The sequence below is a fragment of the Furfurilactobacillus entadae genome (assembly GCF_045862745.1).
Taxonomy (GTDB): domain Bacteria; phylum Bacillota; class Bacilli; order Lactobacillales; family Lactobacillaceae; genus Furfurilactobacillus; species Furfurilactobacillus entadae.
Window position 1 is genome coordinate 89,660 of record NZ_BQXN01000007.1, and the last position, 13,423, is coordinate 103,082.

Annotated in this window: 23 protein-coding genes; 15 read left to right on the plus strand and 8 right to left on the minus strand. The window is 42.2% G+C overall.

The genetic code is table 11. The features are described 5' to 3' along the window. Positions 1-225: 225 nt before the first annotated feature. On the plus strand, positions 226-1,578 hold the full coding sequence (locus ACKTR5_RS04845) for a glucose-6-phosphate isomerase (RefSeq protein ID WP_407879648.1): 1,353 nt from the start codon (positions 226-228) through the stop codon (positions 1,576-1,578). 115 nt (positions 1,579-1,693) lie between these two features. Here the strand turns inward: ACKTR5_RS04845 and ACKTR5_RS04850 are convergent, their stop codons facing one another. The 5 genes from ACKTR5_RS04850 to ACKTR5_RS04870 all read right to left on the minus strand — a co-directional run bounded on the left by ACKTR5_RS04850 (position 1,694) and on the right by ACKTR5_RS04870 (position 4,930). Beyond that, the gene (locus ACKTR5_RS04850; RefSeq protein WP_407879650.1) at positions 1,694-2,935 is read right to left on the minus strand and encodes a tyrosine-type recombinase/integrase; all 1,242 of its coding nucleotides are present in this window, start codon (positions 2,933-2,935) and stop codon (positions 1,694-1,696) included. Positions 2,936-2,959: 24 nt separating this feature from the next. Beyond that, positions 2,960-3,265: a hypothetical protein gene (locus ACKTR5_RS04855; protein ID WP_407879651.1), complete on the minus strand. Its 306-nt coding sequence runs from the start codon at positions 3,263-3,265 to the stop codon at positions 2,960-2,962. Between the two features lie 78 nt (positions 3,266-3,343). After that, complete coding sequence (locus tag ACKTR5_RS04860) at positions 3,344-4,135, minus strand: hypothetical protein (protein ID WP_407879653.1); 792 nt, start codon at positions 4,133-4,135, stop codon at positions 3,344-3,346. A gap of 62 nt (positions 4,136-4,197) precedes the next feature. Beyond that, a complete protein-coding gene (locus ACKTR5_RS04865) occupies positions 4,198-4,623 on the minus strand; it encodes a hypothetical protein (protein ID WP_407879655.1) in 426 nt (141 codons plus the stop codon). Beyond that, positions 4,610-4,930 carry a helix-turn-helix domain-containing protein gene (locus ACKTR5_RS04870; RefSeq protein WP_407879657.1) on the minus strand — a complete coding sequence of 107 codons (321 nt, stop codon included), beginning with the start codon at positions 4,928-4,930 and terminating at the stop codon, positions 4,610-4,612. The genes ACKTR5_RS04865 and ACKTR5_RS04870 overlap by 14 nt, the downstream gene beginning before the upstream one ends. 152 nt (positions 4,931-5,082) lie before the next feature. Between ACKTR5_RS04870 and ACKTR5_RS04875 the strand changes: the two genes are divergently transcribed. Continuing rightward, on the plus strand, positions 5,083-5,289 hold the full coding sequence (locus ACKTR5_RS04875) for a helix-turn-helix transcriptional regulator (protein ID WP_407879659.1): 207 nt from the start codon (positions 5,083-5,085) through the stop codon (positions 5,287-5,289). A gap of 55 nt (positions 5,290-5,344) precedes the next feature. Then, entirely contained in the window at positions 5,345-5,569 is a 225-nt protein-coding gene (locus tag ACKTR5_RS04880) for a Thoeris anti-defense Tad2 family protein (protein ID WP_407879660.1), read from the plus strand. Here the strand turns inward: ACKTR5_RS04880 and ACKTR5_RS04885 are convergent. Further along, positions 5,559-5,912, minus strand: coding sequence for a hypothetical protein (locus ACKTR5_RS04885; RefSeq protein WP_407879662.1), 354 nt, complete (start codon positions 5,910-5,912; stop codon positions 5,559-5,561). The two genes, ACKTR5_RS04880 and ACKTR5_RS04885, sit on opposite strands and share 11 nt — an antisense overlap. 73 nt (positions 5,913-5,985) lie before the next feature. On the opposite strand from ACKTR5_RS04885, the gene ACKTR5_RS04890 reads away from it, so the two are divergent. The 11 genes from ACKTR5_RS04890 (at position 5,986) to ACKTR5_RS04940 (ending at position 11,661) form a co-directional block, all read left to right on the plus strand. Further along, positions 5,986-6,168, plus strand: coding sequence for a hypothetical protein (locus tag ACKTR5_RS04890; RefSeq protein ID WP_407879664.1), 183 nt, complete (start codon positions 5,986-5,988; stop codon positions 6,166-6,168). Positions 6,169-6,236: 68 nt separating this feature from the next. Further along, positions 6,237-6,746: a hypothetical protein gene (locus tag ACKTR5_RS04895; protein ID WP_407879666.1), complete on the plus strand. Its 510-nt coding sequence runs from the start codon at positions 6,237-6,239 to the stop codon at positions 6,744-6,746. Further along, positions 6,718-6,984, plus strand: coding sequence for a hypothetical protein (locus ACKTR5_RS04900; RefSeq protein ID WP_407879668.1), 267 nt, complete (start codon positions 6,718-6,720; stop codon positions 6,982-6,984). Before ACKTR5_RS04895 ends, ACKTR5_RS04900 begins: the two co-directional genes overlap by 29 nt. A gap of 270 nt (positions 6,985-7,254) precedes the next feature. Then, positions 7,255-7,461, plus strand: a complete 207-nt coding sequence (locus tag ACKTR5_RS04905) for a hypothetical protein (protein WP_407879670.1) — start codon at positions 7,255-7,257, stop codon at positions 7,459-7,461. 2 nt (positions 7,462-7,463) lie between these two features. Beyond that, positions 7,464-8,321 (plus strand): recombinase RecT, encoded by an 858-nt coding sequence (locus ACKTR5_RS04910; protein ID WP_407879672.1) that lies wholly within the window; start codon positions 7,464-7,466, stop codon positions 8,319-8,321. Then, the gene (locus ACKTR5_RS04915; RefSeq protein ID WP_407879689.1) at positions 8,203-9,078 is read left to right on the plus strand and encodes a PD-(D/E)XK nuclease-like domain-containing protein; all 876 of its coding nucleotides are present in this window, start codon (positions 8,203-8,205) and stop codon (positions 9,076-9,078) included. The genes ACKTR5_RS04910 and ACKTR5_RS04915 overlap by 119 nt, the downstream gene beginning before the upstream one ends. A gap of 12 nt (positions 9,079-9,090) precedes the next feature. After that, positions 9,091-9,894: a DnaD domain-containing protein gene (locus ACKTR5_RS04920; RefSeq protein WP_407879674.1), complete on the plus strand. Its 804-nt coding sequence runs from the start codon at positions 9,091-9,093 to the stop codon at positions 9,892-9,894. Between the two features lie 20 nt (positions 9,895-9,914). Further along, positions 9,915-10,181 (plus strand): hypothetical protein, encoded by a 267-nt coding sequence (locus ACKTR5_RS04925; protein ID WP_407879676.1) that lies wholly within the window; start codon positions 9,915-9,917, stop codon positions 10,179-10,181. 2 nt (positions 10,182-10,183) lie between these two features. Next, complete coding sequence (locus ACKTR5_RS04930; RefSeq protein ID WP_407879678.1) at positions 10,184-10,459, plus strand: hypothetical protein; 276 nt, start codon at positions 10,184-10,186, stop codon at positions 10,457-10,459. A 1-nt stretch (position 10,460) separates the two neighbouring features. Then, complete coding sequence (locus ACKTR5_RS04935) at positions 10,461-11,183, plus strand: putative HNHc nuclease (RefSeq protein WP_407879680.1); 723 nt, start codon at positions 10,461-10,463, stop codon at positions 11,181-11,183. Next, the gene (locus tag ACKTR5_RS04940) at positions 11,155-11,661 is read left to right on the plus strand and encodes a hypothetical protein (protein ID WP_407879681.1); all 507 of its coding nucleotides are present in this window, start codon (positions 11,155-11,157) and stop codon (positions 11,659-11,661) included. Before ACKTR5_RS04935 ends, ACKTR5_RS04940 begins: the two co-directional genes overlap by 29 nt. A gap of 35 nt (positions 11,662-11,696) precedes the next feature. Here the strand turns inward: ACKTR5_RS04940 and ACKTR5_RS04945 are convergent, their stop codons facing one another. After that, the gene (locus ACKTR5_RS04945) at positions 11,697-12,176 is read right to left on the minus strand and encodes a TspO/MBR family protein (RefSeq protein ID WP_407879691.1); all 480 of its coding nucleotides are present in this window, start codon (positions 12,174-12,176) and stop codon (positions 11,697-11,699) included. A 73-nt stretch (positions 12,177-12,249) separates the two neighbouring features. Beyond that, a complete protein-coding gene (locus ACKTR5_RS04950; RefSeq protein WP_407879683.1) occupies positions 12,250-12,456 on the minus strand; it encodes a DUF378 domain-containing protein in 207 nt (68 codons plus the stop codon). A gap of 185 nt (positions 12,457-12,641) precedes the next feature. On the opposite strand from ACKTR5_RS04950, the gene ACKTR5_RS04955 reads away from it, so the two are divergent. Beyond that, the gene (locus ACKTR5_RS04955; protein ID WP_407879685.1) at positions 12,642-13,088 is read left to right on the plus strand and encodes an ArpU family phage packaging/lysis transcriptional regulator; all 447 of its coding nucleotides are present in this window, start codon (positions 12,642-12,644) and stop codon (positions 13,086-13,088) included. The last annotated feature ends 335 nt before the right edge of the window (positions 13,089-13,423 follow it).

The following is a 13,423-nucleotide window of genomic DNA, read 5'->3' on the forward strand; positions in this document are numbered from 1 at the left end:
ATTAAAAGCAAAGACCGCTGAACAAATTGTTCAGCGGTCTTTTTTTTAAAACCTAGACCAAAGTTTTTTTAATTGGTCTAGGTGTTTAAACAGTGGGCTTCTACACCGTAAGCATCATTTGGTTTTGGTATATACCAATTTATGAATTGGCTTTCATTGCCCACCTGTCGCCGTTTTAGTGTATACTTGTAATCGTAATCATAGAAAGAAAGAGGTAGAAAAAGCATGGCACATATTTCGTTTGATAGTTCCAATCTGAAGAAGTTTGTTCAAGACAATGAACTGGGTGAAATGCAGGCAATGGTTACCGCCGCAGACTCAGAACTACGGAATGGTACAGGTGCAGGCGCTGACTTCCGCGACTGGATCGATCTTCCCACTGAATATGATAAGGAAGAATTCAGCCGGATCAAGGCTGCTGCTAAGAAGATTCAAAGCGATTCAGAAGTGTTGGTTGTGATCGGAATCGGTGGTTCTTACCTGGGTGCCCGTGCTGCCATTGACTTTTTAAATGAAGCATTTTACACGGCATTACCAGCCAGTGAACGGAAGGGTGCGTTAGTTCTCTTTGCCGGGAACTCCATCTCATCTTCCTATGTGCATGATTTGATCCACGTTATTGGCGACCGTGACTTTTCTGTTAACGTGATTTCGAAGTCTGGGACAACAACGGAACCATCCATTGCATTCCGGATTTTCAAGGACAAGTTAATTGAAAAGTATGGCGCAGCCGGTGCTAAAGACCGGATTTACGCCACAACGGACCGTGTTCGTGGTGCTTTGAAGACAGAATCAGATGCCGAAGGTTACGAAGAATTTGTCGTTCCTGATGGCATTGGTGGTCGTTTCTCAGTTCTGAGTGCCGTTGGTTTATTGCCAATCGCCGCTTCTGGTGCTGACATTGACCAACTGATGAAGGGGGCCGCCGATGCTTCTGTTGCCTACACCTCAGACAAATTAACGGAAAACGATGCCTACCGTTACGCCGCTTTACGGAACATTTTATACCGTAAGGGGAAGACAACGGAATTGCTTGAAAACTACGAACCAACCATGGCCTTCTTCTCCGAATGGTGGAAGCAACTAATGGGTGAATCCGAAGGGAAGGACCAAAAGGGCATTTACCCATCAAGTGCAAACTTCTCAACGGATTTACACTCATTGGGGCAATATATCCAAGAGGGTCGACGGAACCTGATGGAAACGGTTGTGAAGGTTGATAAGCCAAATTACGACATTGACATTCCTGAAGAAGACAGCGATTTGGACCAAATCGGTTACCTTGAAGGAAAGACAATGGATTACGTGAACACGCAAGCCTTCCGCGCCGTTACGTTGGCTCACACTGATGGTGATGTTCCGGTTATGGCCGTTCACATTCCTGACCAAACGGAATACTCATTGGGTTACCTGATCTACTTCTTCGAAATTGCTGTTGGGATCTCTGGTTACCTGAACGGAATCAACCCATTCAACCAACCAGGGGTTGAAGCATATAAGACGAACATGTTTGCATTACTTGGAAAGCCCGGCTTCGAAGAACAAACAAAGGAAATTCAGAAACGTGTGCAGGAGTAAGGGATAGATAGTTTTTGATCACGCAAATATGTAGGCCTAATCTTTCAACGAAGCGCCTTAATATTTCCTTTGATGTTTCCCCTAGCCGATTTTAGCTTATCTTCAAGCAGTAGGATCAGGAAGCGCCAAAATCACTTGCGTTGTGTTCTGAGTAAAAGTCGTTCAGTTTCTGGACGGCTTTTTCTTTTACAATTGGGGAGATTTCAGCATAGATTCTGGTGGTTTCAACATCAATGTGGCCCAAGAGGTCTTGGATGTCTTCCAAAGGTACACCTGCCTGTCGTAAATGAACTGCGTAAGTATGCCGCCCATCGTGAACCGTAATTTTAGGAAGCTGGGCTAATTTAGTTATCGCGCTAAATGCGGTTTCCACAGCACGAGCCCGCACTGCCCGCCCAACATTACGTCCTTTCGTGTACGTAAAAATAAAATCTTTATCGTGTAGATGACCATTGGGGGAGGCGATAAGCGCAGTGTCCTGAGCGTACTTAAACGAATAGTATTCTTGATAGGCATTAAAAAGCCGTGGGGTCATAGGAATTTTCCTAAAACCATGATCGGTTTTTGGATCATCAATGACCACCGTTTCAGGGGTTTCGGCACGATATAAACGGGTGCTATTAACTGTTAGCATACCGGTGCGAAAATCTATATCTTCCCAACGTCTAGCCATAACTTCACCCTTACGCAAACCAGCGTCGAAGATAGTCAAAAAGAATAAGTACCAAAAAGGATCACGACCACCATATGATGCCCATGATAAAAATTCATCTACTTGATTGACTGACCAGTAATGAAGCTTTTTGTTTTTGGCGCTGGGCTTAAATTTGCGTGGAAATTCGACACTTGAAGTTGGATTAGTTTCAATTAGTCCTAATTTAACCGCTTTTTGAAGCGCGTTTGAAACAGTAGCATTAATTACGTTGACCGTGTTCCAAGATAAGCCCTGCTTTGAACGCCCAAAATCAGGAGCTGTAAACAAGGAATTAATAAAATCTTGATGGTCACGTGCTGTGTATTGATCTAGTCGGTAACGGCCAATGTTGGGATTGATGTAGTGTTTAATGTTATATCTGTGAATAATCATGGTGCCTTCTTTAACATTTGTTTTATATTTTGATACCCACAAATTGAAGTAATCTTGTAGAAGCATTCGCGAGGGCTCGCTATACTCGGTGTTAGTTGTAGAAATTTTGGCCTCTAGAGCTTTAGCGGCCTTTTTAGCCGCTGCTAAGGTTGTGAATCCGCTTCGAGTTATTCTTTTCTTTTTTCCAGTTGCCCGATTAAGGCCTACGTATACTTGGAAACGCCATGTAACTTTTCCAGTTTTATCTGTGTATTTTCTGTAAGATGCCATAAAAAAATCTCCCTGTCGAAATACTTAGAATTGGATTTCTGTCATTGATTCCTCGATGTCTTCAAACACATTTTTGTTTTGCAAAAAATGCTGCCAATCCTTACTGGTGGCATTTTTATTTTGGATAGCAGCTTGAATCTGGTTATAGATTTGCTCAACAGTCGGGTTATACATTCGTTCGACGGCATGATCGAGTTTAGCTTCATTCCATCGCTTGGCAGCGGGCCTAGCGTTATTTCGTTTGACTTGAAAGGTTAGTGCCTGTTCACAGTACATATTTTTGATGTTGGAGTTTGCTTCCAAATATTCTTTAAATTCAATTTCAGTCATAATTTTTCTCCTTTTTGGGGTACATATGTTCTTTTTTGCTTATAAATAAAAGCCCAGGAGGGCGATTATTTAGTGGAATTAATTACCTGATGGACCGTTATCTGTTAATTTATCAATCCTGATTCCAGGAACAGAAATTTTACCACCCATAGTTGAGTTATAATCAATGATTCCTCTGCTTACTCCATAGAAGGTAACATTATCATCTTCTAGAACTCGGCTTCCGTCAGTGGCAGAAGAATCAAACATTGCAATGACCATTTGATCGTAATCGCCATCAATTGCAATTCTCACCGTGGTATTCCCGTCGTCTTCCTGGACTTGGGCAACTTCGCCAGAAAAAGTAACCTTTTTATTTTTGTAGTCATCCGGAGTACGGGCAATTTGATCGTAGGTTACGCCGGTATTGTAATCGTCTGTATTCACTGTTGATTCTGAATCGCTGTCACTTGATTCATCAGTATCTGTGGAGTCGTCGTTATCTGTATCGTCGTTTGAATCAGTAGTTGTGTCGTCATCGGAGCTATCCGAGTAATCACGCACGTGTACTTTAATGGTTTCACTCTTTTTTCCATTTTTTTGTGCGAATACTTTATAGGTAGAATTGGCTGTGAGAGTGTCAATGCTAAATTTTCCATTTTTATCTGTGGAAACATGGGTTGTGTCATCACTATCTTTTTCGTTTTTGAAGTAAATGGTGGATTCTCTTGCAGCAGTTCCCCTTAAAGTTGCTTCAGGCGAAATTGTCTTCGCCGAAACATGAAGAGTTGGTTTTGCGTTAGCAATCCCTGCAAATATGATGAATAAAACAATAATGGTAGTTACAGTTCCCCAAATAATTTGTTTCTTGTGCTTCTCTAGAGTGCTCATGTAAATCCCCTTTTAATGAAGTTAGCTTTTAAAGACATCTTTTCTTGGTCTAGATCGTTAAGTTACCAGGCGTATGTTTTGCTTATTTTTTCACGAATATAATTCTCAAAATGCAATGGAATGCCAAATTGCCGCATAAATCCCATTACATTTATTTGTGTTGGATCAATTTCAAAATCCTCTAGGTAGTACGGTAGTAGCATATCAATAGCGCAAAGATTAGCGTCATGTTCTATGCCGTAATCGACCTCTTTAGCGGCCGAGAATGGGAGTATAGCTGTTTCATCATCGCCATTTTCAATATGGCTGATTTCGTGTGCCAATTCCATAGCAACGTCTCTGCCTACCTTGTCATTCATTATGATGGTTCGTAATTTAGTTGAAACAACACTTGGAGTATTCTCATCAAGTTCATCAGACCAAATGACATTGATGTCCTCTGAATAAGCGTAACAAACTAAATCATCGACTACATCACTTATCTCCATGTTCAACGCTCCTTAGAATACGTTTGATCACCTCCAAATCATCGGGAGGAATTGGTCGACCATTATAGCGAAGGATGGCACCTGGCTTATCTAAATCAACTTCTTGGCGATCTGTTGAATTGCCAAGAAGATAATCAGTTGAGACATTAAAAAAACGTCCTAAATCGGAGACAGATTCAACCGGAGGCTTTCTAGTTCCTCGTTCCCACGCACCGACAGTTTTTGATGAAACGTTGATTTTGGATGCAAGTTCTTCTTGAGTGAGGCGCCGTTCAGTTCTTAATTCTTTTAACCGTTCCGGAAACATAATTGGCTCCTTTCTATGTAGTAAATATACTACGTTTAGTAGTATATTTGGTTAAAAGCTACAAAAAGTAGCTTTTTTTCTTTACAAGCTACTTAAAGTAGTATATATTATTCTCATAAGCTACTTATAGTAGTTTGAAAGGAGGCGAGTTTATGAGCAATATGCTATCAAAGTTACGTACAGACAAAGGACTTACACAAATGCAGTTGGCTTTTGCTTTAGGAACGAATCAAAAAAACGTGACTGCATGGGAATCTGGAAAAAGGACGCCACGACCCAGAATGATGCAAAAAATCGAAGATTACTTTGATATTCCGAAAGAGAAAATTTTTTTTGACGCTTTTGACTACTCTAAGTAGATAAAAACTCGTTTACGTAGTTTGAAAGGCAGAACACGTAGGAGGACGAAATAAAGTGAAGATTGACAAGGCAATTAAACAAGCAATGCGTGAAGGCAAAGGAATTAGAAGAAAGACTGGGATTCCGGCGAGAGGAATACTTATTCCAACTAATACACCAGCGGGAATTTTAATGGTTCCCTTTAAAAAAACAGAACCCATCCTTTGGGGATGGATTCCAGACGTGAACGATCTTGTGGCTAAAGACTGGTTTGTGCATAACCAATCTGCTAAAGGATGAGCTTTTTTATAGTGGCGATGCCGTTTATAACAGAGTTCAAATTGCGTTTGAATTTTTGTTCGCCGTAAGCAACGGCCTTGGATGTTATCTTGATTTCCGATGCCATACCAGCATAGTTCATGTAGTGCTCACAAGTAGCAAATCCGGCGTCCTTTAATTCATCTATTATTTCTGAAATCTCTTTTCTTGACCACTCCGGGAAAAGAGAAGCATTCAATGTAACTACATTATCGAAAAATTTTGCTTCTTTTTTGTTTGTACCAGCATTTATCCGTGTTAGATATTCTTTGTACAGAACAGATAGATAGTATTTTTCGTCATTTGTTAATTCATCATCATTCATTTATATCACCTCCTTTGCATTAATTATCGCATAAGAGGTGGCACATTATTCAATTTTCAAAGGAGGTGATTATATGTCACAAACAGAAGTACGCAGTTACGCGAAAATGATTAACGCTAATGACGCCACACACACTGTTGACGAATTGGTTACATTGCTAAGCCAGCATGACCAAGAGTTTGCTGAGAATGTTTTAGCTGTTTCAAAAGGTGTAGCAGAACGTGAAGCAGAAGAATTAGCGTATGACTTTGCTTAACCATAACTAAATCATAACGGCCGGACTGGTTAATTCATAGTAGGCCAAATTGAAAGGGGGTGACTACGTTGCAGGCAGACGCTAAATACGTCAGACAATTGAGCCTAGCGCTAGGGGTTATTAAAGGATCTAAGAAGCAGTTAGCCCAAGAATCGTACCGAACACAGCCTGCCATCAGTAAATACCTTAAAGGCGCAGCCAATGTGCCTAATGACGTTAAGAAGGTTGCTGTTGAAGTTACAAGCAACATTAGATTGGCATTTTCATCAGCACGATCTGATTTTGGCACAATTTCATTTTTTAAATCAGACAAATTAAGGACCGACATGTTCGCGGCTAGCGTTAATCAACACCGCGAGGAGCAAGAACGTATGCAGATTGAACGTGATGCTTTTGTTGCCATGGCAATTCCGGCGCAAGAGAGAAAGTCGGCAGACTGGGACATTATTAACTGTTGGGCCAAGGAGTTCGCTGAAGAAATCGGCTCGGAAATTAATGAGTTGATCTCGTCGGGTGAATATACCGGCGCTGACATTCAGGCGGCAATCGATGATTACAACAAACAATTTGGTGGATAAAGAGGGTAAAAATATGAACATTGTACGCAGTGAGGTACCAGTTAGGAAGTTGACCAAGATCGAAAAAGCGACGCAAAAACATGTCAATGCCGCTGAAATGGCTGCAACGTTGCACCGGTCAACATCAACTATTATTCGATATTTGCAGCAAACAACTAACCCGATGCCCGGCCACAAGATTGGCGGACGGTGGGATATTCCGTTTGAAGATGCTCTTAGATGGGCAGGAAGGCTATAGCAAATGATTATGATCATGAAAATCATGTTAACTATCGGCACGTGGGAAATTTTAAAGGAACTATTTAACTGCCTACGGAAGGGAGAATTATTTGATGCTAAAACTGCCAAAGTCCAACACGTTATCAACGGCATTGTTAAGCAATGTGGTGTTTGGTCGCAAGAATTTTTTGGGTAACAAAAAAGCCGCAAACCACGGCAATGGTTTACGACTAGGTAACACAGATAAATATTCGTACTTAAAGATTATCACGGAAACGAGGCGTCCGCAATGACTGAAACAGAATTTGAACGACAGGTGTTGCCAGATCGTGTTTACACGTTTGGAGCCTTTAGCTTCACCGGCCAGCAATTACTCGATAACGAAGTCAATATGATGGATGTGATTGCGGCCTATGGTGACACGGTGGCAGTTGACCTGGTTGACCGGATTAATGACGAAGGAAAGGCGTTCTTCATGATCGCTACGGAGGGATAATTATGAACAATCAGCTATCTAACGTACCGATGAAGCAGTTAGTTGCTCAAGACAAGGTACAAGAAATGTTTCACAGAGCTTTAGGAAAAAAGGCAACGCAATTTGCTACTTCTTTAATTAACATTACTAATTCTAATCAGTCATTGGCCAAGGTCGATCAAATGTCAGTCATCAATTCAGCCATGGTTGCTGCAACATTAGACTTGCCAATCGATCAGAATCTCGGATATGTATATTTGGTTCCTTATGGTGGGCACGCCCAACCACAAATTGGTTACAAAGGGTACATCCAACTAGCACAGCGTTCAGGACGCTACGTTCGATTGAATGCGATTCCTGTCTATGAGGGTGAATTGATCAATTGGAACCCTCTGACGGAAGAACTTAGTTACTCACCAGTTAATGGCTCACACAAGAATGAAGATGCTATTGGGTTTGCTGGTTACTTTAAACTGAACAACGGTTTTGAAAAGTATGTTTATTGGACCCGTGAGCAAATGGAAGATCATCGTATGCAGTTCTCAAAGGCCGCTGGCGGTCAAACACCCAAGAAGGGTAGCCCGTGGGGTGACCACTACAACCAAATGGCCCGTAAAACAGTCATTAAGAGCATGTTAACAACTTGGGGACCGTTAAGCGTTGAGATGCAGACGGCGGTTACTTCTGATGAAATCACGCCAGAATCAAACACCGAGATTAAAGATGTGACGCCGGATACTGAGGAAGCAGAACTGAATGGCTTTGCAGAAGCTGGTAAAGAAGCAACGGGCAAGAGACAAGGAGATGAAAACGATGGTGGTGCCGAAGACGCAAAGCAAACTGACCTCCTCGACAATAAACCCATCACTAACCCAAGCTAATTACTACGAGCCATGGACGGACAAGGCGTGGTTGTCTCCGACGTTTTTTAAGAAATTTGTTGCGTGTGAAGCGGAGGCTGTTGCAGAAATCAAAGGTGAGTACAAACCTGATTTTGGCACGGCACTTCTACAAGGCAATTTTTTACACAGCTATTTCGAATCAGTTCAGGCACATCGAGCTTTTATTGAAGCAAACAAAAAGAAGCTCATGACACAAAAGGGTGAGTTACGGGCCGATTTCACGTTAGTTGAAGGCATGATTACCAAGTTAGAGCATGACGACGTGTTTAACGGGCTGTATCAGGGTGAAAAGGAAGTTGTTGTGACCGGGGATGTGTTTGGCACTCCTTGGAAGGGGAAGATTGATTGTCTGAACCTTGATCAAAACTATTTCGTTGATCTAAAAACGACCCGAGACATTCACAAGAACTACGGAACCTACAGGAACCCGCACAATTTCATTGATGAGTACAACTACTCATTACAGCTGGGGGTTTATGAATTACTGCTAGAAGAACAGTACGGACGAAAGTTCACGCCGTATATTGTGGCTATCTCGAAAGAGAAAACACCAGAAGCGGCATTATACAAGTTCCACGAGAACGATTTCGAAGAAGACTATGATGTCATCCGGTCTTACCAAGGCCAAGTGAATAAATTGATTGCTGGCGACGAGCGGCCCTCACGATGTGAACATTGTGATTACTGCAAGCTAACTAGTCAAATCGATGAAATTCATGACAGTCATTATTTGTAAGGGGGTGTCGGCTTGAACTACATCAATCAGATAAACACCTTTTTCAGGATTGCAGGAAGCGCAGAACTCACTGCACCTTCCAGAATGCTGTACTTTGCTTTATTGCATAAGAACAACACTTTGGGATGGATTGAGTCATTCACTTGTACTGCCGATGAAATTAAAGGGTTGTCTGGGCTATCTCAATCGGCGTTTCAGCGTAGCCGTAAACAGCTAATTGAGAAAAGCTTCTTAAAGTATAAAAGTCGTGGCTCTAGTAGAGCACCTCGCTACCAGATTATGGAACTCACTGATGAAGTAGTGTTGTCCATATTGAACAACACTCCGAACAACAAAACGGATAACACTTCGGTTAACACAACGGACAACACTTCGAACAACAAAACGGACACATTAACTAAACAAGACCAAACCAAACCAAACGGTTTTGAACTTGACGATGACGACAGTAATAAATTAAAGAATGACACGGGCGCGCGCGAAGAAACTTTCAACCAAATTGAAAAAGAGTTCGGTCGTCCTCTCAGCCCCATTGAGATGCAGACGATTGCTCGTTGGTTTGATGAGGATCACTTTAAACCTGAAATCGTTCAAGTGGCTTTGCGTGAAGCAACGCTTAACCAAGCATATAGCCTTAAATACATGGACACTGTTCTAGTTAACTGGGCCGGCAAGAATTTAACTTCGCTACCGCAGATTGAGCAGGAGCTTGAGAAAAGGCGGCAGGCAAAGGTTCCACAGACACGTAAAGCTCCGGTGACTGGGCCAACTATTCCTCTGTTCAGAGTGTCAGATCCACACTCAGCAGAGATTTAAACACGAAAGGAAAAGCAATCATGACAACTCAAGTAATCGATAAAGAATTTAGTAATTTGCCCGTCAAGGTAGGTGAATGGATCAAATTTATGGGCGGCGATGTCGCCCTTGTGGTGGGAGTTAACGAAATCTTTACCCGGTACATTTTGTTCAGCACAAAATACAACAGTATTAGTACCATTACACGCGAACACGACGGGAGCTTGGCGTCGTCAGAACCGTATCGGCTGCTTGATGTGGCTGTACAGGTTCTGGGCACGAAGCGGAGCAGTAAGAGCGAGGGATAACCATGTCACGCAACAATAATTTTATGAAACTTGTAAGAGCTCGTGAGCACACGTATGGCAGTATCTCGAATATACCTACGGATGTGCTTAAAGAAATCGCCGAGGAGCTACCGAATGACTCTGGTGACATTGATATGACGAAGCAGGAGCATTATGCCCTGACTTACATGGTCAAGCGTGGTGATTTCAGTTTTTCGGTCATGGCCGCCAATTTGGGCAGATCACAAACATGGTTAAAATCACGTTTACCAGTCATCAAGAAAGAAATTGGGCGCTGACATGATGGAAAAGATGGGACCAATGCACTTGTTCGGGCGGCTAGTAAGGACCACTAATAAGCAGCTGACAATTGAACCACTGACAGGGTTAGAGCCACATGAGCTTCGGCAACTGGGCAAAGACCAGGGCGGAAAAGTTGAGTTTTTAGTCCATGATCCACGGATGATTACTGTTGACCAACGCCGGAAAATCTATGCGTTACTACGGGATGTAGACGAGTTTCAGGGAAACTACCTACCAGAGCTTACCAAGGCTGAACGTAAAGAGGAGTTTTGTATTAGCTATGGGATTGAGCAGTTTTCATTGAGCAATTGCGGAATTGAAATCGCACAGTTGTTCATTGATTACCTGATTGGTTTCTGTTTGCAGCAAGACATTCCGTTTGCTACGCAGACCATGGACGCCATTACTGGTGACTACGCATTGAGCTACTACGGACTTAAATACCGACGGTGTGCAATTTGCCAGCGCCACGCTGATATTGCACATATTCAATCGGTCGGCATGGGTAATAACCGGCGAACGATGAGCCACGTTGGACGTTACGTTATGCCATTGTGTCGCGGCCATCACATGGAGCAACACCGGATTGGCATTACGACGTTCATGAATAAATATCAAGTAAAGGGTGTGCGAGTTGACCAAGGTATCGCGGAGATGCTTCGGCTGGGCGACTGGCATGTTAGTGAGGGAGATGAAAATAATCGAAGCGTACGGAGTTAAAAACATTGCGAGAGAACTGCTGAGAGATGGTGTTAGCAAACAGTTTGCTGAGGAAATGAAAGACGGTCAGGTTGAGCTTCGTTATCCCCTTGATGATTTTTATTATTTTGGAAATCAATTACAAGCCGCATTAGATTATCTGAATCGAATCTTTTATGTAAACGAAATTCATTTTGAACAAGTGTCTGTTATGAGCGGGTTTGGTTCCGATTTAGTTGTTACCAGTGGCAAACGGAAGCGGATCAAAACACCGATGTTAACCGAGCATACTGTACGAGAAGCATTACAGGTTAGCGGCATGCTGGACGGAAACAGCCATGTTGATTTGACGACTGACTACGATCAATTGCTAACGCAACAAGAGTTTGACGACATGGTGAGCGACTTTAAGAGCTACCTACAAAATTGCCCCATGTGTGGAAGAAAGTTAATGGATAGGTGTGGGTTTAATCTGAAAAGTAAAAAGCCCACCATTTAGGTAGGTTTCAAAGGTTATTTCAAAGTAGGTATGGATTAATTTAAAATTGCCACTCCTAAAGTAAGATATGTGGCAAATGTAATCCAAATTACGTAGGGCACTAGCAAGTATGATGCTAGTGTACTTGTCTTGTGGAAGATGTTAATGCAGGCAAAGACGACGGCAACCAGGGCGATAATAATAGCTACACCTACCCAGTAGTTACTTCCTCCGAAAAACACAATGCTCCAGATAAAATTCAGGAATAGCTGTCCGAAGAAGAGGAAAAGGTTTGTTCGTAATTCTTTGGGACTAGTGGAATGATACACAAGTAAATATCCAGCGATACCGATTAAAGCGTATAGTACTGTCCACACAGGTCCAAATACGTAAGATGGTGGGGAAAGCACGGGTAGGTTAAGTCCTTCGTACATGGCTTTGATATTGCCAGCAAAAAGGGATGATAGGATTCCAATAAACTCCACTGCTATTATCCACAACAGTAGTAGCAACCAGCTGAATCTTTTACGGGACATTCTTATGTTCATGATTAGTTAGCCTCCGATCTTTTGAATAAAAAAGGCCACATAAGTGTGGCCACAAACGTTCTTACTTCTTAGGCTCGTTAATCAAGCCGATGAAACGAAGACAATAAATGGCACTGATGCCAACCAGTATATAAATTATTCTGGAAAGCATGGCTCCTTGGCCTCCAAATATGGTAGCAACTAGATCAAAGCTAAAGGCGCCGATTAGCAACCAGTTTAAGCCACCAATAATTAACAGAACTAACGCAGTAATATCTAAAGCTTTCATAAAATCACCTCCGTTGACAAAGTGACGTAAGCTACTAATACATTTGACAAGTTCATCTTATTCAAAAGTCAATAACAATACAAAATAACTGCTTCATAAACAAAAAAAGCCGCCCTCGACGAGGACGACTGATTACTAAAACTCTGACAGGTCTAAGTATATCAGTTAAAGTGGAGGGCAACAAATTGGCAATTGATTACGACAAACTCTTTCCTGAGGTAGACAGGGATAAGACAGCAGCGCAAGTACGAACTTTCTTCGAACGGCAGTATCCTAAATTCAAACGTTATGCAGAAACTGACACAACTGCCTTAAAATCACCGATGAGTGATGGACAACCCAAGTCACCAAACTTTACTAACACAGCAGAAAACAACATTATACGCCAGCTAACCGCTGAAACCATCGTGTGTAATGTACATAAGGCCGTTGATGGATGCGACGCCATGAGCAAGAAAATTATAAAAGGATGCTACTTTCGCCATGTTAGCAACGCCAACATGCAAACGTTAATTGGCTATGAACACACTAGGTACAACGAGTTAAAGACAGAAGCACTAAATCAATTTGCGGATGCATTTGATAAGTATGACCATTTTTATGATCTACATGTTTATAAAAGCGGTAATTGAGCGGTAACTCAGCGGTAACGGTCCATTGTATTATGTTAAAGTAATCGATTGCCAAGTTGATTTCCCTTTCAAAAAAATTAAAGGTAGCCGTGATAGGACGTATGGGTGGTTCGATTCCACCACACGGTATAGGTGCAGATAGCAACACCAGCCCTGTCTGCACATGTGAACTGAATCCATGGCAGGTTCACGACCCATGCAGTATGGGTGACTACAACCCGTGTAGTATGGGTGATTACTACCGATTATCGCTTGTCGTTATAGTAGCGGAAGGGAGCTGGTGCCCTGTGCATGCCATTGTAGCTCAGATGGGAAAGCACACCACTATATGTGGT